This window comes from Frankia sp. Hr75.2, assembly GCF_949319125.1.
In the GTDB taxonomy this organism is placed as follows: Bacteria; Actinomycetota; Actinomycetes; order Frankiales; family Frankiaceae; genus Parafrankia; species Parafrankia soli.
In genome coordinates this window covers 25,207-44,772 of the sequence record NZ_CASGGV010000307.1, presented here as the reverse complement: position 1 = coordinate 44,772, position 19,566 = coordinate 25,207, and the positions used below count along the sequence as shown (strand labels likewise).

General features: G+C 70.2%; 14 protein-coding genes and 4 pseudogenes. 11 read left to right on the top strand and 7 right to left on the bottom strand.

Annotated elements, in window-relative coordinates; genetic code table 11:
* Nucleotides 1-2,483 (bottom strand): FUSC family protein (locus AC559T_RS25995; RefSeq protein ID WP_498870388.1); only part of this gene is annotated, 2,483 nt, incomplete at its 3' end.
* Between the two features lie 238 nt (nucleotides 2,484-2,721).
* On the opposite strand from AC559T_RS25995, the gene AC559T_RS25990 reads away from it, so the two are divergent.
* Entirely contained in the window at nucleotides 2,722-4,074 is a 1,353-nt protein-coding gene (locus AC559T_RS25990) for an IS701 family transposase (protein WP_498870387.1), read from the top strand.
* A 285-nt stretch (nucleotides 4,075-4,359) separates the two neighbouring features.
* On the opposite strand, the gene AC559T_RS25985 is transcribed toward AC559T_RS25990, so the two are convergent.
* Complete coding sequence (locus tag AC559T_RS25985; protein ID WP_498870386.1) at nucleotides 4,360-4,800, bottom strand: hypothetical protein; 441 nt, start codon at nucleotides 4,798-4,800, stop codon at nucleotides 4,360-4,362.
* A gap of 140 nt (nucleotides 4,801-4,940) precedes the next feature.
* Nucleotides 4,941-5,171 (bottom strand): hypothetical protein, encoded by a 231-nt coding sequence (locus AC559T_RS25980; protein WP_498870385.1) that lies wholly within the window; start codon nucleotides 5,169-5,171, stop codon nucleotides 4,941-4,943.
* A gap of 616 nt (nucleotides 5,172-5,787) precedes the next feature.
* On the opposite strand from AC559T_RS25980, the gene AC559T_RS25975 reads away from it, so the two are divergent.
* The 4 genes from AC559T_RS25975 to AC559T_RS25960 all read left to right on the top strand — a co-directional run bounded on the left by AC559T_RS25975 (nucleotide 5,788) and on the right by AC559T_RS25960 (nucleotide 11,206).
* Entirely contained in the window at nucleotides 5,788-7,215 is a 1,428-nt protein-coding gene (locus AC559T_RS25975) for a bifunctional glycosyltransferase family 2/GtrA family protein (RefSeq protein ID WP_498870384.1), read from the top strand.
* Nucleotides 7,212-9,818 (top strand): ArnT family glycosyltransferase, encoded by a 2,607-nt coding sequence (locus AC559T_RS25970; protein WP_498870383.1) that lies wholly within the window; start codon nucleotides 7,212-7,214, stop codon nucleotides 9,816-9,818. The genes AC559T_RS25975 and AC559T_RS25970 overlap by 4 nt, the downstream gene beginning before the upstream one ends.
* Before the next feature lie 370 nt (nucleotides 9,819-10,188).
* Nucleotides 10,189-10,602: an integrase gene (locus tag AC559T_RS25965; RefSeq protein ID WP_498870382.1), complete on the top strand. Its 414-nt coding sequence runs from the start codon at nucleotides 10,189-10,191 to the stop codon at nucleotides 10,600-10,602.
* Between the two features lie 259 nt (nucleotides 10,603-10,861).
* Entirely contained in the window at nucleotides 10,862-11,206 is a 345-nt protein-coding gene (locus tag AC559T_RS25960) for an integrase core domain-containing protein (protein WP_498870381.1), read from the top strand.
* Between the two features lie 161 nt (nucleotides 11,207-11,367).
* Here AC559T_RS25960 and AC559T_RS25955 read toward each other — a convergent pair whose 3' ends face one another.
* Nucleotides 11,368-13,038, bottom strand: a complete 1,671-nt coding sequence (locus tag AC559T_RS25955) for a diguanylate cyclase domain-containing protein (protein WP_498870380.1) — start codon at nucleotides 13,036-13,038, stop codon at nucleotides 11,368-11,370.
* A 115-nt stretch (nucleotides 13,039-13,153) separates the two neighbouring features.
* Here AC559T_RS25955 and AC559T_RS25950 point away from each other — a divergent pair.
* From AC559T_RS25950 to AC559T_RS25940, 3 pseudogenes are all read left to right on the top strand, one after another.
* A pseudogene (locus AC559T_RS25950) lies at nucleotides 13,154-13,401 on the top strand (GGDEF domain-containing protein); the annotation flags it as partial.
* A 119-nt stretch (nucleotides 13,402-13,520) separates the two neighbouring features.
* A pseudogene (locus AC559T_RS25945) lies at nucleotides 13,521-13,766 on the top strand (helix-turn-helix domain-containing protein); the annotation flags it as partial.
* Between the two features lie 21 nt (nucleotides 13,767-13,787).
* Nucleotides 13,788-14,025: pseudogene (locus AC559T_RS25940) on the top strand (DDE-type integrase/transposase/recombinase); the annotation flags it as partial.
* 169 nt (nucleotides 14,026-14,194) lie between these two features.
* Here the strand turns inward: AC559T_RS25940 and AC559T_RS25935 are convergent.
* Nucleotides 14,195-15,109: a LysR substrate-binding domain-containing protein gene (locus tag AC559T_RS25935; protein ID WP_498870379.1), complete on the bottom strand. Its 915-nt coding sequence runs from the start codon at nucleotides 15,107-15,109 to the stop codon at nucleotides 14,195-14,197.
* Nucleotides 15,110-15,180: 71 nt separating this feature from the next.
* Between AC559T_RS25935 and AC559T_RS25930 the strand changes: the two genes are divergently transcribed.
* From AC559T_RS25930 to AC559T_RS25920, 3 genes are read left to right on the top strand one after another with little or no spacing between them, the layout of a single operon-like run.
* Nucleotides 15,181-16,377 carry a thiolase family protein gene (locus AC559T_RS25930; RefSeq protein WP_498870378.1) on the top strand — a complete coding sequence of 399 codons (1,197 nt, stop codon included), beginning with the start codon at nucleotides 15,181-15,183 and terminating at the stop codon, nucleotides 16,375-16,377.
* On the top strand, nucleotides 16,374-17,069 hold the full coding sequence (locus AC559T_RS25925; RefSeq protein ID WP_498870377.1) for a 3-oxoacid CoA-transferase subunit A: 696 nt from the start codon (nucleotides 16,374-16,376) through the stop codon (nucleotides 17,067-17,069). Before AC559T_RS25930 ends, AC559T_RS25925 begins: the two co-directional genes overlap by 4 nt.
* Complete coding sequence (locus AC559T_RS25920) at nucleotides 17,070-17,705, top strand: 3-oxoacid CoA-transferase subunit B (protein WP_498870376.1); 636 nt, start codon at nucleotides 17,070-17,072, stop codon at nucleotides 17,703-17,705. It abuts the gene before it with no gap.
* A gap of 45 nt (nucleotides 17,706-17,750) precedes the next feature.
* On the opposite strand, the pseudogene AC559T_RS25915 reads toward AC559T_RS25920, so the two are convergent.
* Nucleotides 17,751-17,951 (bottom strand): annotated as a pseudogene (locus AC559T_RS25915) (IS5/IS1182 family transposase); the annotation flags it as partial.
* Nucleotides 17,952-18,051: 100 nt separating this feature from the next.
* The gene (locus AC559T_RS25910) at nucleotides 18,052-19,482 is read right to left on the bottom strand and encodes a VWA domain-containing protein (RefSeq protein ID WP_498870375.1); all 1,431 of its coding nucleotides are present in this window, start codon (nucleotides 19,480-19,482) and stop codon (nucleotides 18,052-18,054) included.
* Nucleotides 19,483-19,566 lie beyond the last annotated feature (84 nt).

Sequence of the window (19,566 nt, the reverse complement as noted above, 5' to 3'; positions counted from 1 at the left end):
CAGAGTTGGCCCGGCCGGTGAGCGAGCGCCGTGCCCGCGTCGGTGAGCATTGGTCGCAGATCCCAGAGGATGTCGAGGTAGGTCGCGCGCGCTGCCAGCGCCACGCCGGCACGCACTTCCGGGGGTCGGCGCGCCGTGGTGCCGTGACGCACCACGGCCAGTGCCGCCGTGCTGGCCGGGCCTGGACCAGGGTTCGGGTCTGCTGGTAGTGGTGGCCTGCTGTCATCGAGTGCCTCGGCGAATCGCCGGTACCAGGCGCACAGCTCGACCGTCTCCACCCTGACCGCCTCCTGGGCTGCGGCCAGATCGGGCAGCACGGCGGAGATCTCCATGGTCGAGGCGGTCGCGCTGACGTCGCCCCCGGTCCGCAGGATGTCCGCTGGCCAGGGTACGTCGCCGGCCCGTAGCAGCTGTGCGGTTCGGCGTAGCCGCAGTGCTCCACCGACGATGGTCATGAGTGCGTCGACGTCGAGCCGATCGTTGGGCTGTTCGGACAGGTACTGGCGGACCACGTCGTCGAGCAGCCGTCCGGCGCGGATGGCGTCGCGTGCGGCGGCGGCTATGTGCTCGTCCCGACGGGGATGGCAGACGGCCCCGTTGTCCGGGAGTGTGGTGTCGGCGTTCTCTGTGCGGGGGGTGTCGACCCGGCTCGCTGGTGCGGCGGCGGTGTCCACGGAGCTGCCTGGATGGCCCGATGTTCCGGTGTAGGGCGGGTACAGCCATGGTGAGGTCCGCGGCCGGGCGCTGGGCGGATCGTCGTCTCCGGGTGCCCGCATGACGACCAGGGCGAGGAGGTCCGCGCCCGTCCGGTAAGCGGCGGCGGCCCGGCGCCGGATCAGCGTCGCCGCTCCCCGGGGCCACAGCAGCGCTCCCACGGCCAGGCTCACCCCGAAACCGATCATCGCGTCCTGGATGCGAACCAGGCCCACCTGCCAGCCCGACGGTTCAATGATGTTGAAAAGGATGAGGATGGCGACGGTGAAGCCTGCCTGCCCCAGCGCGAAGGATGGTTTGCGCCGCAGGTAGCCGGCGACGAACATGGCCAGTGGCAGCACCAGCCACGACACCACGGTATGGGCGCCGACCAGGGCGACGAACAGGCCACCCACCAGAATGCCGATCCCGGTGCCCAGCAGTCCCCGCAGGATCGTCGAGCTGGTCGCCGCCACGTTTGACCGCAGGACCGACAGCGTGCCGAGCGCGACCCAGAGGCCATGCTGCACCTCGATGTTCTGGGCCACAGCGACAGCGAGGGCGAGCCCCACGGCGCCGCGTACGCTGTTGCGGAACCACACGGACCGCAGGCTGGCGTATCCGGCGGCAAGATCGGTAGCGGCGACGCCGCGGCGGGTGAGCCGCCTTAGCCTGTCCGACCAGCCACGCGGCCGTAGCCAGGAGCGCGGCGACGGAGCCGGGGCGGTCACCCGCAGCACGTTCACCGCCAGCTCCCGGGTACCCCGGGCCAGCCTGCGCAGCCGGAACGCCTCGGCGATAGCGAGGTTCGCTGGAGGCGGCTCCGACCCCGCGGCACCAGCATCGGCTGACTTGTGGGCTGATCGGGCGGTTGACACAGCAACGTCAGGCACCAGCCGGTGACCTGACCGCTCTATGTAGTCCAGCAGGGCTGTACGCATCCCTCTCTCAGCCCGCTCTAGGCGGTCTAGACCGAGCGGCCCGCCCGTCCGTGGACCGCGGTCGAGCCGATCGGCAGCGGCGGTGAGCGTGGCAGCGGCGGCGGCATGGATCTCGGCCGCCTCCCGGCGGAAGCAGACCGCCGCGAGCCCATCCCGGTCCGCGCGCGGTTCAGCGAACGGGACCAACCAGTTGACATCCACGACCAGATGTCCCAACGCCGCGGTGCGCCCGCCGACACCGCCGGGCCGGTGCGCGGTCTCGACAAAGCTGCGGCGCAGATGGAACACATCGGTCCAGATCGGGTGGACGTCCTCCGCCCCGGTCCCGTCAGACCACGCAGAAGGCATCGTCGTCCACGCCACCCCGTCGGCCATCGACCGGCACGCTTGGGCCAGCGCGGCACGCAGCCGTGTCGGTGGCCGCTCCGTCCACAGCACCATGGCCGTGGTAACGGCCGCCACCATGGCGATGCCCCAGCCGGCAAGCCGTTCCGGAATGGCCGACGCAGGGCCAGGGGTCATGACCGCCAGGACAAAGGCCATCAGCGTGGCCTGTCCGGCGACGGCGAAATACGCGTTGAGGACCCCGGAAAATAGCACGACCCATGCAACCAATGCAGTCGCCGGTACCGCTAGCCAGGCCGACCGGGAACACAGCGTCCCGATGACGAGAAGCGGAACGGCGCCGAGCGCGAACGCAGCATAGGCCATCAGCCTGGCACTAGCCGGCCCGGTGAACTCGACGAATTCCAACAGGACGTAGGAGCCGAACCAGGCGAACAGACTCAGCCGCACGTCCCCGCCGACCAGATAGGTAACGGCCAGCAACACGGGGGCTACGACAGCCACCCGGACGGCCGTCTTGAGGTTAATCAGCCCGGGGTCGCCGGAGAACGCCCCAGCGAGCCGTCCCGACCGTCCGTTCCGCATCAGCAGCTCTACCAGCCCTGGATCGTCGCCATACTGACCCAGACCCTCCCACACCCCTACTGAAGACGGAAATATTTAGACAGAACCCAACCCGCCGCACGTCCCATATCGACCACCGACCCACACCCTCGTCAGGTGCGCTGCCATGGTGGGGGTCGTGACGGCGCGGGACATTGCCGGGTGGGAGCAGGAGCTCACGGCGCTGACGGACGGGCTGAGCTGGTTGTTCAACCGACCGGAGTCGAAGCGGGTGTTCGCCGACTTCGTGCGGGCGTTGCTCGCGGACGTGCCGAAGAAGAACTCGTGGGGGCTGGCGGAGCACGTCGGTTACCCGACGCCGCGACCGTTCGAGCACCTGCTCGGCGGGGCGGTGTGGGACGCGGACCTGCTACGGGACGCGGTGCGGGCGTTGGTGGTCGACCGTCTCGGGTCGCCGGAGGCGGTGCTGGTCGTCGACGACACGCAGGCGTTGAAGAAAGGGACCCGGTCGGTGGGGGTGGCGCCTCAGTACTACGGGCTGACCGGGGACGTCGCGAACGTGCAGACCATGGTCATGTGCACCTACGCCTCCGAGCACGGGCACGCCTTCACCGACCGGGAGCTGTACCTGCCCGAGGTGTGGACCGACGACCCGGCCCGGTGCCGGGCGGCCGGTGTCCCCGCCGGCTGCCGGTTCGCGACGAAACCGCGGCTGGCGGTGGAGATGCTCGCGCGGGCCGTCGAGGTGGGGACGCCGTTTCGCTGGGTCGCCGCCGACAGCGGGTACGGCAAGGACCCTGGGCTGCGCGGGTTCTGCCACGACCGGCGGCTGTCCTACGTGTTGGCGGTCCCCAAGAGCCTGCCGCTGCTCGACGCGCGGGGCCGACCGACCCGGCCGGACCGACTGCACGCCCGGCTGCCGGCCGGGGTGTTCGAACGCCGCTCCTGCGGGGCCGGGGCGAAAGGTGTCCGCTGGTACGACTGGGCCGCGCTCGCCGTCGCCGTCGCCGTCGCCGACGAGCGGCCGGCCGACGGCCACGCCCTGCTCGTCCGCAAGTCCGTCGCGCCGCGGACCCGGGATGGGAAGACGAGCTACGAGTTCGAGTACTTCCTCGTGCACGCTCCCGCGCCCACAGGTGTTCCCGACATGGTGAGAGCAGCCGGTGCGCGGTGGACCGTCGAGGAGGACAACGGCCAAGGCAAGGACGCCCTCGGTCTCGACCAGTACCAGGTCCGGAAGTGGACCCCGTGGCACCGGCACGTCACGATCAACATGCTCGCCCACGCCTTCCTCGCCGCTACCCGCGCCGACCTGGGAAAAGGCCCCCCGGACCCAGGAGACCGCCGGCTGATCCGTCACTCGACCCGGTCGATCCGCCGGCTCCTCGCCACGACCCTCCTGGCCGCCCGACACACCCTGCCCGACAACGTGCTCGCCCGGGAACTGCGGCGCATGGCACACCAGAACCGAACCCTGCTCAGTCACTACCGCCGTCGAGGCGACCTGGCGCCCCTCGTCCTACGTGTCTAAACAAGATCTCGGAATGTAGTACCGGCCTGACCCTCGATCCAGAGCCCCCGTAGCCAGACCCCGACCATTCAAGATCTGGTACTGCGTTCGTCCCGGTCAACCGCGAGAAAGGTGACCGTTCCTACGCTCTCCCCGCCGGCGGAACTTGCCATTCGATCCAGCAAATAGACCATAGCGAGCTCGCGACCTCGTCTGGGACAGGGAGCACGACAAAGCCAGTGCACGGAGGGTTGCTCGAAGAGGCAACACTTCCGCGACGTCCTACCGAAAGGTGACGTGTCAATTTTAGCGTGCTGTTACCCACTGTGCCCAACAATTGACGTACGCGAACTTTTGCCCGGTGCGGGGCTGGCAGGCCGATGATCGCGTTAGACAGTCTCCGGTTTCGTTGACGGTGATGGGCGGGAGGCTCTCGCCGATGGTCGTCGGCGGTACGGTCAGGAAGGCGTGGGAGAGCATCGCGAGGATGGCCCAGCGGTGCCAGGAGGTCCAGACGCTGACCTGGTGCTGGTCGAGTGCGGCCGATTTCCTGGAGGTCTGAATGATCTCTTCGAAGGTCCAGCGGCGGCCGGTGACGGACGTGCTCGCCGTGTGACGGACCGGCTTGCCGTGTGGCGGCTCGGCCGCTGGTGTCCGGCGCGTCCGGCGATCCAGCAACGGGCCGGTGGGATCAGGCGGGTTCGGGAGAGGTACAGCCGCGCAGGCGGTGAACGACGAGGTCGGCATAGCCAGGCCTGGTCTCCTCGGCGCTGTCGATCGACGTACAGACGAAGCGGACCCGGGTTGGCACGTCGGCGCCGCGGAACCGGGCCTTGCTGCGGTCCTCGATGACGGTGACGCCACCTCGGGTGTCACTGGTGAGCGAGTTAGACGGTCGGATCGCCCTCTGTGTCGAGCACGGTGCTTTCCAGTGTCGCTGACCGCCCGGCGGCGACCGCCTCGACGAAGCGCCGCCGCGCGTCCCCGGCGGCCAGGCTGCGCGGCCCGATCCGCTCGCTCCCGCAGTCGACGGCGACCGGCGTGCCGGTGCCGCCGTTGGTCGCCGACGACAGGGACCGCGGCGGCGTCGGTTCGCCCGAGCGTCCACACCCGGCCACCACAAGACAGGCAAGCCGTCAGCCTGCGAACAACGTTCATTGACGTCATGGCTTCTTGGACGCACGAACCAGCGTCGCGGTTCGCCTTGGCGACGAATTGCCCCGCGGCGACGCGGGCCGAGGGTCGTCGCACGATCGCCGCCGCCGGGCACGGCGATGTGGACCGCTTCTCATCAGACCGCGACCTGCTCACGGTCGTCGTCCATCGCAGAGTCGATCATCACTGCGGTCCGCTCGTCCGCCGACGGCCCCCGCCAGGTATCTCGGACCACCATGATCGACCGGACGCGTAGCGCGCTGAAGCGCGCCGGAGTACAGCCGAGTGCACCCGGGTTCGCGGAAGTGGGGGTGCCGCGTCGACACGAAGGCGCAGCCGGGTTTCGCGCGGGTTTCATCTGCCCGGATCGGCGCCGCCGGGGCACTGTCGGGTCATGGTCGCGAGCCGTGATTCCGGACACAGACGGGCGCGAGGTGCGCTTTGTTTTGACTTATTGGGTTTTTATTTCGTCTGCTTTGAGCCCGGGTGGCGCCGGGCCGATCAGCACGGGGCGTATTTCATAGCTAACTCACAGGTCAGGCAAAGGCTGGTGTCAGGCTCCTCCGCGACGCTGACGCCATGATGCTGGAGGATGTCGAATCGCGGCCGTTTCCGGGCGTGACCTCAGGGCAACAGGCCCCGGACACCGGTCCGGGGGGTCCGGACGTCGAGATCGTCATTCCGGTCTACAACGAGGAGAACGATCTTGGCCCGAGTGTCCGCAGGCTGCACGCCTTCCTGAGGGACACCTTCCCGTTCAGCACCGTCATCACCATCGCGGACAACGCCAGCACCGACGGAACCTGGGCCTGCGCGACCCTGCTGGCGCAGGAGCTGACCGACGTCCGGGCCGTCCACCTGGAACAGAAGGGCCGCGGCCGGGCGCTGCGCGCGGTCTGGCTGGCCAGCCGGGCCCGTGTCGTCGCCTACATGGACGTCGACCTGTCGACCGACCTCGGCGGCCTGCTGCCGCTGGTCGCGCCGTTGATCTCCGGCCATTCGGACGTCGCGATCGGGTCCCGGCTCGCGCGCGGCTCCCGGGTGGTGCGCGGCCCCAAGCGTGAGGTGATCTCCCGCTGCTACAACCTCCTGCTACGTACCACGCTGCGCGCCAGCTTCTCGGACGCACAGTGCGGCTTCAAGGCGATGCGGACCGAGGCCGCCCGCCGGCTGCTGCCGCTGGTGCAGGACACCGGCTGGTTCTTCGACACCGAGCTGCTGGTGCTGGCGGAGCGCTGTGGCCTGCGGATCCACGAGGTTCCGGTGGACTGGGTGGACGACCCCGACAGCCGGGTCGACATCGTCGCCACCGCGATCGCGGATCTGCGTGGCGTGGCCCGGGTCGGCCGGGCACTGGCGACCGGGCGGCTGCCTGTCAGCCAGCTGCGCGCCCAGCTCGGCCGTGCGCCGCTGGCACCGGACCTGCCGGAGGTCCCGGGCCGGCTGGTGAAGCAGCTCGTCCGGTTCGCCAGCATCGGCGTCGCGAGCACGGTCGCCTACCTGATCGTGTACGTCGCGCTGCGTGGCTGGCTCGGGCCGCTGGGCGCGAACCTCGTCGCGCTGCTCCTGACCGCGATCGCCAACACCGCGGCCAACCGCCGCCTCACCTTCGGCGTCCGCGGAATCGGCGCCCGCAGCCACGTCGAGGGTCTGGTCGTCTTCGGGATCGGGCTGGCGCTGACCAGCGGTGCGCTCACTGGTCTGCACGCGCTCGACGACGACCCCGGCCGCGGGGTCGAGCTCGCCGTGCTCGTCATCGCGAATCTGCTCTCCACGGTGCTGCGGTTCGTCGCCTTCCGGGTCTGGGTGTTCCACCCCCGCCGTGGCGAGACCGCGGGAGAGGACCCGGGCGAGGCTGAGCCCGGTTCCCTACCTGCTGCCGTACCCGCTCCGTCGTCGTCGCCCACCTCGCCGCGGACGTCGCCGACGCCCACGGCGCCGACGCCCACGGCGCCCACCTATGTCCAGACCCACGTCCGTCCCCGGAATCCGGAGAACGACCGATGACAGTCAACAGAGACGCCGGCGAGCGCCCTCACGGCGCGCCTCGTTCCGGCGGGCCGGCCTACGGCCAGCCGTATGCGAGCCGGCCGCAGATGGGCGCGCCGCAGGCTGGCCCGCAGCGCGCGGGCGGGTCGCCGGAACCCGGGCCGTCCACCGCCGGCGGCCCGGCCGGCGACAACTCCGCGGCGGGCTCTGATGGGGACTCCGGCGCGGCCGGGCAGGTGGCTGTGGTCCCGCCGCCAGTGCAGCGCGGTCCGGCGGAGGCGGACGTCCCGGGCGCGGAGCAGCCCACCGAACCAGGGCTGGAACGAGCCGGCGCGGCACACCGGGCGGGTGGCGCGGCGTCGGGTGGGCGGCTCGCCCGGCTGGTTCGCGGCCGGCCGGACGACCCACGCTGGGTGCGTCCGGCGCTGCTGGTCCTGCTCGCCGCGACAGCTGTGCTCTACCTGTGGGACCTGGGAGACTCGGGCTGGGCGAACAGCTTCTACGCGGGGGCTGTCCAGGCGGGCACGCTGAGCTGGAAGGCGATGTTCTTCGGGTCGCTGGACTCGTCGAACTACATCACGGTGGACAAGCCGCCGGCCTCGTTGTGGATGATGGCGCTGTCCGGCCGGATCTTCGGCTTCTCCAGCTGGAGCATGCTCGCCCCGAACGCGCTGTGCGGCGTCGCGACGGTCGGGATCCTGTACGCCACCGTCCGCCGCGTCGCCGGGCCGGTCGCCGGCCTGCTCGCCGGGACGCTGTGCGCGCTCACCCCGGTCGCGGTGCTGATGTTCCGGTTCAACAACCCGGACGCGCTGCTCGTGTTGCTGCTGGTGGTCGGCGCGTACGCGGTCACCCATGCGCTGGAGGCCGGGTCGTGGCGGTGGCTGGTCGCCGCCGGTGTGGCCATCGGCTTCGCGTTCCTGACCAAGATGCTCCAGGCGTTCCTGGTCGTTCCCGCCTTCGGCCTGGCCTACCTGATCGCCGCGCCGACCGGCTGGTGGCGGCGGGTCGTCCATGTGCTCGCCGGGGTCGGCGGCATCCTGGCCGGCGCCGGCTGGTGGGTGCTCGCCGCCGAGGTGTGGCCGAAGAGCTCCCGGCCCTACATCGGCGGCTCGGAGAACAACAGCGTGCTTGGCCTGACCTTCGGTTACAACGGCCTCGGGCGCATCTTCGGCGAGAGCAACGGCGGCGGTGGCGGCGGTCGCATGCCGGGCGGCGGTGGCAGGCAGATGCTCGCCGAGCTCGAGCAGTACTTCGCCGCGAACGGCGGTGCTCCCGGCGGCCTGCAGATCAACGGCGGGCCCGGTGGCGGCGGTCGGGGTGGCGGCGGCTTCGGGAGCAGCACCGGAATCGACCGGTTGTTCGGCGGCAGCTTCGACGACCAGATCTCCTGGCTGCTGCCCGCCGCGCTGATCCTGCTGGTCGGCGGGCTGTGGGCGACCCGGCGCGCGCCGCGCGCCGACCGCGCCCGCGCCGGGCTGGTGCTGTGGGGCGGCTGGACGCTGGTGACCGGCCTGGTGTTCAGCTACATGGGGGGCATCGTCCACGAGTACTACACGGTCGCGCTCGCCCCCGGCATCGCCGGCACGGTCGCACTGGGTGTGCACGCGCTGTGGCGTACCCGCGGTGAGATCATCTCCCGGGTGTTCCTGGCGGCCAGCGCCGCGGTCACCGCGATCTGGACGTACGTCCTGCTCGGACGGACGGACTGGCAGGACTGGCTGCGGCTGCCGGCGCTGGTCGCGGGCCTGCTCGCGGCGGTCGTGCTGCTCATGGGCCACCGTCTGGTCCGCCGGGCGGCAGTGGCGCTCGCCGTGGTCGTCGCCTTCAGCGCGCTGGCGGCGCCGGCGGGCTACGCGCTCGAAACCGCCTCGCAGCCGCATACTGGCTCGATTCCGCTCGCCGGGCCAACCGGAGGCATGGGCGGCGGCTTCGGGGGGACGGGCGGCGGCCTGCCGAGCGGCTTCAACCAGTCCGGTGCGGAAGCGAACGGTGGCCAGGGGCCGGGTGGCCTCCAGGGCTTCCCCGGCGGCAACGGCCAGGACGGTGCCAACGGCCAGGGCTTTCCCGGCGGTGGCCAAGGCTTCCCCGGCGGTGGCACCGGCGGCCAGCGCGGTGGTGGCGGCGGCATGGGCGAGCAGGTGAGCGGCGAGGTCGCCAAGCTTCTGTCCGATGGGGCCGAGGGCTTCCGCTGGGTCGCCGCGACCAGCAACTCGACGTCCGCGGCGTCGATGGAGCTCGCCACCGGAGGCAAGCCGGTCATGGCGATGGGCGGCTTCTCCGGCAGCGACCCGGCGATCACGCTGGAGCAGTTCAAGAAGTACGTCACCGATGGGAAGATCCACTACTTCATCGGGGGCGGCGGCCCCGGCGGGTTCGGTGGTGCCAACGCGACCGGTACCGACGCGACCGGCGGAGCCGGCAGCGCACAGTCCGGTGCCGGCGGGCAGGAAGCAGCTGGTGTGGGTGGTGACGCGACCATCGGCGGCGGTATGCCGAACTTCGGCGGCGGCGGTTTCGGTGGCAACAGCGAGATCTCGACGTGGGTCAGCGAGAACTTCACCGCGCTGAGCGTCGGTGGGCAGACCGTCTACGACCTCACCCAGCCGGTGAGCAACTAGCTTGATCTTTAACCTGTGCGGCGTGGTCGTGGGGTCGTGGACTTCTTCGTCTGCCGTTTGGTGGGGTCCGGTTTGCCCGCTATGTGCACGTCGTGGCGTGGGGTGGGCTGGGCGTTCTTGCTGCCGGGTGGTCGGCCTGGGCCGGGACGGCAGGGTTTCGGTGCTGCGGCGGGGCAGGTGGTGTGGGTGCCCGAAACTCGTCCGTGAGCCCTGAGCAGGGGTTTTGGCTCACTCGACGATCCCACCCGGTGATCGATAGGCCTTCCGTCGAAGACGATCGGACACCTGTACCTCTGCCTGTCGTCCAGCCGTGCTCTGCCGGCCATCAGGTGCTGTTGACCGGGACACCACCGTGTGGATGATTCTGGCCATGGCGGTTCGGCTGATCTACCTCGTCTTCTGTCGGCTGGTGGGCTGGCTGGGGTTGGTGGCCCGCAGCTCGGCGGCGAAAGACGCCGAGATCCTCGTGCTCCGCCACGAACTCGCAGTGCTGCACCGCCAGGTGTCCCGGCCCCGGTTCTGCTGGGCCGACCGCGCGATCCTCGCCGGGCTGGCACGGCTGCTCCCGCGCGCCTCATCGCCGATCCTGCCGGTCCGCCCGGAGACGATTCTGCGCTGGCATCGCCAGCTGGTCCGCCGCCGCTGGACCCAGCCGCACCGCCCACCCGGCCGGCCCTCCACCCCAACGGAGATCCGCCAGCTGATCCTCCGCCTCGCCAAGAAGAACCCCGCTGGGGCTACCACCGCATCCACCGCGAACTCGTCCAACCCGGCTATCAGGTAGGCGCCAGTACCGTCTGGACGATCCTGCGCTCCGCCCACGTCGATCCCGGACCCGGCGCGCCGGCCCCACCTGGCGACAGTTCCTGCACACCCAAGCCCACGGCATCCTCACCTGTGACTTCTTCACCGTCGACACCGTCCTGCTGAGCAAGCTGTACGCGCTGTTCTTCAGCGAAGTCGAATCCCGCCGGGTGCATCTCGCCGGTGTGACCCGCCACCCGACGAACAGCCGGGTCAGGCAGCAAACCCGTAACCTGCCCATGACTCTGGGCGAGCGGGCCGCACGGTTCCGGTTCCTCATCCGTGACCGTGATACGAAGTTCAGCGCCGTCTTCGACACCGTCTTCACCAACGACAACATCACCATCGTGCGGACACCCGTACGGACCCCGGTCGCGAATGCTTTCGCGGAACGCTGGGTCGGCACCGTCCGCCGCGAGTGCCTCGACCACCTCGTCGTCCTCGGCGAACGACACGCCACCGCCGTCCTCACCGACTACGTCGATCACTACAACCAGCACCGCCCCCACCGATCACTCCAACAACAGGCACCGCTCAGCACCGGCACCAGCCCACCGCCCGAGCCCGGCATCTCGGCCGTCTGACATGATCGGCTCGGTGGGCTCATCCACGAATACCGGCAGGCCGCATGACCCGAACCCAGTTTCCGACACCCGCACGCCCCGCCCCCACCGGAACTGGCAGCACTGCTTGACCACGTAGGTCACTCCCACCCGCTGGCAACCCCAACCTGACCAACCAGCGATTAGGAGTGGCCGGGGTAGGGGTGGTTGGTGCGGGCGGGCAGGTCGGGTTGGTAGATGACGAGTCGGCCTCCTTGTTCCCGTTTGGCCGCGTACATGGCCTGGTCGGCTTGGTGGAGCAGGGTGTCGGGGGTGGCCGGCCGGGCAGCGCTGTCGAGGGTGACCAGGCCGAGGCTGGCGCGGGGGGTGTAGGGCTGTCCGGCCAGCAGGCATGGGGTCTGGATGGCGGTTACCAGCCGTTCACCGATGCGGCGGGGGTCGTCGGGGTCGCCGCCGTCGAGGATGATGGCGAACTCGTCGCCGCCGAGGCGGGCGACGGTGTCGGCGGCGCGGGTTTCCGTCCGGAGCCGTTCGGCGCTGATCTTGAGAAGCTCGTCGCCGGCAGCGTGGCCGAAGGTGTCGTTGACCTGTTTGAAGCTGTCGAGATCCATGAATAGGACGGACACCATGTCGGCGGTGTCGGTGTCGGTGTCGAGTGCCCGGTGCAGCCGTCGGGTGAACAGCGCTCGGTTGGCCAGGCCGGTGAGCGGGTCGTGGAACGCCTGGTTGTGCAGCTGCCGTTCGCGGATCCGGACCTCGTTGAGCAGCCGGGCGTTCTCGGCAAGCGTGATCATCTGCCGGATCAGTGCCAGCAGCAGGAGGGCGGTCATGCCGAAAATCTCGAACCGGTCGAGCCGCGCCCCGGTCGCCAGCTTGGCGATGACCAGCAGGCCCGCGGCGGCGAGCACGGCGTAGGGCAGCACGGCGTGCGTCCACATCGCCCGCGGGCTGGGCGGCACCGGGTCGTTCTCGGGCGCGCGGGCGGGAACCGGCACGAGCGTGGCAAGGAAGATCAACAAAAAGGTGAAGGCGAACCCGAGCGGGTTCCATCGCGTAAAGCCCAGCCCCTGCTCCGCGACGACATAGGTCAGGGCATTGGTATTGAGCCCGTAGGTCAGCAGGCCGGTGCCGAGCAACGCCAGTGTCGCCGGGGAACGCGGCCGGTGGAAGCTGGCAATCAGCATGACCGCCGCGGCAAGGATCAGACTGGCGATCAGGTGGATCAGGAGGAGCAGGAAGGGCGTGGTGTCGAGCGGGCCGGCCCGGACGAGCGGGGCGAGCACCGTCCCCCACTGCAGCAGGATGATCGAACCGACGATCAGCAGGCAGTCCAGCAGGGTGATCGCATGCAAGCGGTGGGTGCCGTGCCCTTGCCGGTCGGTACTCCCACCCCGGCTGTCCATCGGGTCGGTGGGCAGGGACAGCAGCCCGGCCAGGGCCACCCCGTAGGTAACGAAAAGGCTGGCATGGGTAACGAAAAGGTTGGCATGCGCCGGGGACATGCCACCGTCGAGGAGGTCGCCGGCCGCCAGTGTCGGTATCACTGCGAGGCTCCAGACCATCGCGCCGCCGGCCATGGAACCGATGAGCACCCGCCAGCGGCGCTCCGCCCCGCGCACCCGCCGGGCGGTGCCGAAGCAGGCGGCTGTGGCGGCGAACTGGGCGACGGCGTTGACGAACGTCGTGGCGACGAGGGCGGATCGCAGGTCCAGCAGCACCGCAAAGGCGACATCCAGCCCCAAGAGCATCAGGGAGGCGACAACGGCGCACCACAACACCCGCGGCGCGCGACCCGTACCGGTCGGATGCCGCAGGCTGTGCACAGTGTCGACGACGCTGCGGAGTCCGGACATCGCTCGAATCCCTCAATGGAAGCGTATCGAAATTATTCGGATTCGGACAGCTACGATACAGCGAAGATTGACGTTCGTGCAGGCCGTCCGCGGTCGAATAGCCCGCCTTCAGGCGAAACCGGCCACCGGCGCCCGCTTTGACCGGTTCGAGACCTACGGCGTGATCACACTGCTGCTGGTACTGGTTCGGCAGATGGTCACCCTCGCTGAGAACACCCCGGCTGCTCGCCGAGATCCGGGAACGCGAAGAGTAACTAGACCACCAGGCGTTCCACGACCCCCTGACCGGCCTGGCGAACCGCACGCTGTTCACCCCGCCGGTTGCAACAGGTCTTTACTCACGGCACCGCCAGCGACACCACCCACACCCCCGTACCGCGCCCGTCGTGAGCAGGTCCGGTTGCAGCCGGCTGGGATGTTCACCGCCGGGTCGTCCCCACCGCAGGTGGTCGTGCGGTTGCGGGTGTAAAGAAAGTCGGCCTATGTCTGGTGTCAAACCTGGCGGACCGCCGGCTGTGACGGGTTGCGTTCGAGGGCCGGCGTCACGGCCGCGTCCGGACGACACAGAGCGGGTCCGGCTGGCCGGCGCTGACCGCGGCCCGGCCGCGCACGGCTGGACAGGGGACCAGCACTGGACCCTGACGCGGGTCGCCACGCTGATCGACCGGCTGTTCGGGCAGTCCTACACCCTGACAGGGGTCGCGAAACTGCGGCACCGCATGGGCTACACCGCCCAGCGTCGGCGACAGCCCGACGCCTGCCATGTCGACACCCGGCGAGAGAACAACCGGATCGAATCCGATCACAGCCGTCTCAAACCCGACTTCGGCCGATGCGCGGCGTCAAACGCCTTCGGTCCGTCCAGACCGTTAGCGCCGGCCCCGCACTCGTCCGGAACATCCGCCGCGGCCACTACGAACTCGGAACCGACACCCACCCGCTGCTGCGGCTGTCTGCCGCTTGACCGAACTCGCCGTGGCCGTCTGATCACGGCACCAGCCGGGGAGCGCCGCGTCCCACCACCCCTCAACACAACAAGGCCCACTGAGGCAATGATCGGGTGAGGGCGGTCGTCCGGGGGCACTTGCGTCGTCCGTGGCGGAGACCATCGGCTGGCCCCGCGCCCTCACGCTGCTCGACGTCGCCGCATTCGACGTCAGCGTACGGGCGGATCCGTCCGCTGAGTGAGAGTTACGACGTGCTTGATCGCGTCTACGGCGCGGGTCAGGTGTGGCTCTGTGCGGTCGGCGCGGTGGGCTACTGCCAGCTCGACCGAGGCCGCGGGCTGGGTGAGTGGTCGGTAGGTGACGCCGTCGAGCGCGAGCGCGGTGACTGGTTCGGGGACGACCGCGAGGCCGAGTCCGCCGGCGACGAGTGTGATCAGGGTGGAGGTTTCGCCGACCTCGTGGCGGATGCGTGGTTCGATTCCGGCGTTGTGGCACAGGCGCAGCACGACGCTGTACATCACCGACCGGCGCTCGGCTGAGTGGACGATCAGGTCGGCGCCCCGCAGGTCCATCGGACGCACGCGGGCCGCCCGGGCGAGTGGGTGGTCGTGTGGGATCGCGACGACGAGCCGGTCGTGCCGCAGTATCGTCATCGTCACCGACACGTCCGCTACCGGCGGCCGCAGCAACGCCACGTCGATCTCGCCAGCGCGCAGTGCCTCGACCTGATCGGGGGCGAGCATCTCGCCGCGGAAGGAGAAGTCCACGCCGGGCAGCTCAGCGGAGAGCTGACGGGAGAGGTCCGGAAGCAGGCTGTACGTCGCCGAGCCGACGCACCCGATCGCGAGGTGCCCGACCGCGCCGGCTGCCACGCGCCGGGCCTCGTGCGCTGCGTCGTCGACCTCGGCGAGGATTGCGCGGGCCCGGTGCAGGTAGGCGCGGCCGGCCTCAGTGAGGTCGACACGGCGGGTGGTGCGCTGCAACAGCTCGACGCCCAGCTCGGCCTCGAGCTGTCGAATCTGCTGCGACAACGGCGGCTGGGCCATGTGAAGCCGCTCGGCCGCGTGCCCGAAGTGACGTTCCTCGGCGACCGCTACGAAGTAGCGGAGATGACGCAGATCCATATGCACAGCCTCTCAATGAGGCGGGATACTCGTACTTCACCGTATCGAATCTTCCGCCTAACGTCGGTGCTGTGAGTGCCTTCGTCTACGCCGCAGCCAGGACGCCCTTCGGGCGCTTCAACGGTGCCCTCGCCGGAGTCCGTCCCGACGATCTCGCAGCATCCGCGATCGAGGCGGTGCTCGCGAAGGCGCCTGACCTCGCCCGTGGCGCGGTCGACGAGGTCGTCTGGGGCAATGCCAACGGTGCCGGCGAGGAGAACCGCAACGTCGGCCGAATGGCCGCGCTCCTGGCGGGACTGCCGGTCTCGGTTCCGGGCACGACCGTCAACCGCCTCTGCGGCTCCTCCCTCGACGCGGCGATGATCGGCTCGCGGCAGATCGAGACGGGAGACGCCGACGTCGTGCTGGTCGGCGGCGTGGAGTCGATGACCCGTGCGCCGTGGGTCCTACCGAAGCCCGCAAAGGGCTTCCCGCCCGGCGATCTCACGGCTGTGTCCACCACGCTCGGCTGGCGGTTGGTGAACCCGCGGATGCCTCGGGAATGGGTGGTCTCGATGGGCGAGTGCAACGAGCAGCTGCGGGAGAAGTACGGCGTCCCGCGGGAGCGCCAGGACGCCTTCGCCGCCCGTTCGCACCGGCTCGCGCACGCCGCGTGGCAGGATGGCTTCTATGGCGACCTGGTCGTCGCGGTGGAGGGCCTGACCCATGACGAGGGCGTCCGTCCCGACTCGACGCCGGAGAAGCTCGCCTGCCTCAAGCCGTCGTTCCGCCCGGACGGCACCATCACCGCCGGTAACGCCTCGCCCCTGAGCGACGGTGCGTCCGCAGTGCTCCTCGGTTCGGAGCGTGCGGCCGCCGCCATCGGCCTCGACCCGCTTGCCCGTATCGCCGGCCGCGGCGCTTTCGCGTTGGAGCCGCGGGCGTTCGGGTACGCACCGGTCGACGCCGCCAACCTCGCGCTCGAGCGGGCGGGCATCAGCTGGGACCGGGTCGGCGCGGTCGAGCTCAACGAGGCGTTCGCGGTGCAGTCGCTGGTCTGCGTCGACGCCTGGAAGATCGACCCCGAGATCGTCAACACCCGCGGCGGTGCTATCGCGATCGGCCATCCGCTGGGCGCGAGCGGCGGCCGCATCCTCGGCACGCTGGCGAAGGTGCTGCGGGAACGCGGGGAGCGGTACGGCGTGGCTGCGATCTGCATCGGCGTCGGCCAGGGGCTCGCCATCGTGCTGGAGAACACCGACGTCGGCCCCAGGGATGCTGCACAGTGAGCCGGACGCAGGTCCTCGACACCGTCGACGAGGCGGTCGCCGGGATCGAGGACGGCAGCACCGTCCTGGTCGGCGGCTTCGGCCTGGCCGGCATGCCGTTCGACCTCATCGACGCGCTGATCCGCCACGGCGCCAAGGAACTGACCGTCGTCAGCAACAACGCCGGCAACGGGGAGGTCGGCCTAGCCGCGCTCCTCAAGGCCGGTCGGGTCCGGAGGTTGATCTGTTCCTTCCCGCGCCAGATCGACTCCTACGTCTTTGATGAGCTCTACCAGGCGGGCAGAATCGAGCTCGTGGTTGTCCCGCAGGGCACCCTCGCCGAGCGGATGCGCGCCGCCGGCGCCGGCATCGGCGCCTTCTTCTGCCCGACCAGTGCCGGCACGCCTCTGGCGGAGGGAAAGGAGACGCGCGTCATCGACGGCCGCACCTACGTGCTGGAGTATCCCATCAAGGGCGACGTCGCCCTGATCGGCGCTTACCGGGCCGACGCCGCTGGCAACCTCGTCTACCGCAAAACGGCCCGCAACTTCGGGCCGGTCATGGCCACCGCCGCCACGATGACGATCGCCCAGGTGAGCGAGATCGTCCCGGCCGGGTCGCTCGACCCGGAGGCAGTCGTCACACCGGGGATCTACGTCGACCGAGTTGTCCGCGTGGACGCGCGCCATTACGCGGTGCAAGGAGCGAGATAAATGGCGCTCACCATCGACGAGCTCGCCGCTCTGGTCGCGCGCGACATCCCCGCCGGCGCCTACGTGAACCTCGGCATCGGCCAGCCGACCAAGGTCGCCGACCACCTCGGCCCCAAACAGGGCGTCGTCCTGCACACAGAGAACGGCATGCTCGGCATGGGCCCCGCCGCGGCGGGGGACCAGGTCGATCCCGACCTCACCAACGCCGGCAAGGTGCCGGTGACCGAGCTGCCCGGGGCGTCGTACTTCCACCACGCCGACTCCTTCGCCATGATGCGCGGCGGCCACCTCGACGTCTGCGTCCTGGGCGCCTACCAGGTCTCGGTGACCGGTGACCTCGCCAACTGGCACACCGGCGAGCCCGACGCCATCCCCGCCGTCGGCGGCGCGATGGACCTCGCCATCGGCGCCAAGCAGGTGTTCGTGATGATGACCCTCTTCACTAAACAAGGCACCCCGAAGCTCGTCCCCGCGTGCACCTACCCGCTCACCGGCATCGGCTGCGTCAGCCGGGTCTACACAGACCTCGCCGTCTTCGAACTAGGGCCGAACGGCGCCGTGGTGCGGGAGACACATGGCATCACCGTGAACGAACTCCACGCAAGGCTAGACACCCCACTGAGCCCTTCCCTGTAACCCACCGCTGTGGTGTGTAACCACGGTGTGTGTCTGTGGTGGCCCTCAGGTGGTACGGCGGTGCTCGATGTGGAGAGTCGCGAGGGCGGCTTTCGCGACGAGGCCGATCTTCCAGGGGTCGAGGCTGATGTTGCACCGGGCGCGGAAAGTGCTCTTGAGCAGGGAGCTCGCGCGCTCACCGGCGGCCCGCAGCGCGTTGTGGACCCGGTTGTGCCGCCTCTGGCCGTCGGACAGTGCGTTGGCTTCCAGCCCATCAGCTCGCCTGCCAACTGGTTGGACGCGGGGCACACTTCGACTGGCTCAGCCGCCTTCTTAGCAGATGCGGCGCCCGCTCACCGGCGCCGGGTCAGGAGAGCGTCAGAACCCAGGCACCGAGCTGCCGCAGGGTGCACACCTCAGCGACGGCGGTGCAGTGAGGACGGTAAGCCGACATTGTCGAGTCCCCGGTGTCCCAGTCGGCCTCGGGCTCGGGGTTCAGCCAGTAGACGCGGTGGGCCCGCCGGGCCAGGCCGGCGAGCAGATCGGCCCGCGGGTCCTCACCCCGCGTCCGCGCGTCGCCAAGGATCACCAGCGTCGTGGCAGCCGTCACGTCCCGGCCGTACCGGTCGGTGAACTCCCCCAGCACACCGGCATAGGCGCTGTGGCCGTCACCGACGACGACTCCGGGTGCCGACAGGAGAACCCGCGCGTCGACCACGTCCGGCCGCCGGGCGAGCAGGTCGGTGACCTCGGCGACGCCGTCGACGAACACGAAGGACCGCAGCCGGGGCAGCTCGGCGGCCAGCGCGGACAGCAGAGCGAGCACGAACCGGGCGTGGTCGGCCATGGAGCCACTGGCGTCGCAGAGCACCAGCAGCCGCGGCTGGCTGGGACGCCTGCGCCGCAGCACCACCTCGAGCGGGATACCGCCGGTGGCGAGCGCCCGGCGCTGGGTGCGCCGCATGTCCAACCGTCCCCGCCGGGTGCGCCGCCGCCTACGAACCCGGGCGGCCAGGCGGCGGGCCAGCGGGCGGACCTGCTCCGCCAGCGCCGCCATCTCCTGCCGCGACATCCGCCGCGGGTCGGCGTCAAGCAGGCCGTCGGCCAGGTCCGGCATCGGCTCCTGTCCAGCACCCGGGCTGTCCGGGTCGTGGTTCGCCACGGCTCGCCGCTGCAACTCCTCGAGCAGGGCCAGCTCGAACGCGCGGAGGGTCTCGTCCCGGTCGGCCTGGGCGAGCTTGCGGGTGAGGCCATCTCCTGCCTCACCATCCGCCGGATCCTCGGTCATGGCCCGATGCAGCAGAGCGGACAGGTCCATTGCACGCAGCACCCGTTGCTGGCCGTACCGCAACCTGCTGCTCCGGTCGCCACCGGCCGCCGGCGCCAGGTCCGCGGCGGACGCGCCGAGCAGGCGGGCCGCTGGCACGTCGCCCGCGTGCAGCGCGGTGAGCAGCTCCTCCCGAAGATCGTCGATGTCGCCGCTTCCCGACCCGGGACGGTCTGGCCGACCCTCGGGCCGTGGGCCGGGGAAGGTCGCGTCGACCAACGTTCGAAGCGCCGGCAGGTCAGCTTGCCGGCTGGCCATTGTCACGGCCGCGAGCCGCTGCAGGGCGGAACGCTCCGTCACGTCCAGCAGCCGCATGCCGCGCACGAACGCCGCGACCTGCTCGACCGAGACCGTCAGGCCGGCCGCCCGCGCCCGGGCGGCAAGGAGCTGGACGCGGGCGAGCAGCCGGTCCGGCGCCGCGGCCAGTTCGGTCTGCGGCGCCAGGCCCCTCGATGTCCCCGTACTGTTCATTCCGGTCTCCGTCCGCTGAACATCGCTACGTCTCGACCGATAAAGGTGATGAATGATCGTGATGAGTAATGACGTGATGACGGG

Excerpts from the sequence above, each read along its gene's own strand:
- AC559T_RS25985 (WP_498870386.1), bottom strand. The coding sequence starts at position 4,800 with ATGCCGACCTCGTCGTTCACCGCCTGCGCGGCTGTACCTCTCCCGAAC.
- AC559T_RS25975 (WP_498870384.1), top strand. The coding sequence starts at position 5,788 with ATGATGCTGGAGGATGTCGAATCGCGGCCGTTTCCGGGCGTGACCTCA.
- AC559T_RS25970 (WP_498870383.1), top strand. The coding sequence starts at position 7,212 with ATGACAGTCAACAGAGACGCCGGCGAGCGCCCTCACGGCGCGCCTCGT.
- AC559T_RS25965 (WP_498870382.1), top strand. The coding sequence starts at position 10,189 with ATGGCGGTTCGGCTGATCTACCTCGTCTTCTGTCGGCTGGTGGGCTGG.
- AC559T_RS25960 (WP_498870381.1), top strand. The coding sequence starts at position 10,862 with ATGACTCTGGGCGAGCGGGCCGCACGGTTCCGGTTCCTCATCCGTGAC.
- AC559T_RS25955 (WP_498870380.1), bottom strand. The coding sequence starts at position 13,038 with ATGTCCGGACTCCGCAGCGTCGTCGACACTGTGCACAGCCTGCGGCAT.
- AC559T_RS25935 (WP_498870379.1), bottom strand. The coding sequence starts at position 15,109 with ATGGATCTGCGTCATCTCCGCTACTTCGTAGCGGTCGCCGAGGAACGT.
- AC559T_RS25920 (WP_498870376.1), top strand. The coding sequence starts at position 17,070 with ATGGCGCTCACCATCGACGAGCTCGCCGCTCTGGTCGCGCGCGACATC.
- AC559T_RS25910 (WP_498870375.1), bottom strand. The coding sequence starts at position 19,482 with ATGAACAGTACGGGGACATCGAGGGGCCTGGCGCCGCAGACCGAACTG.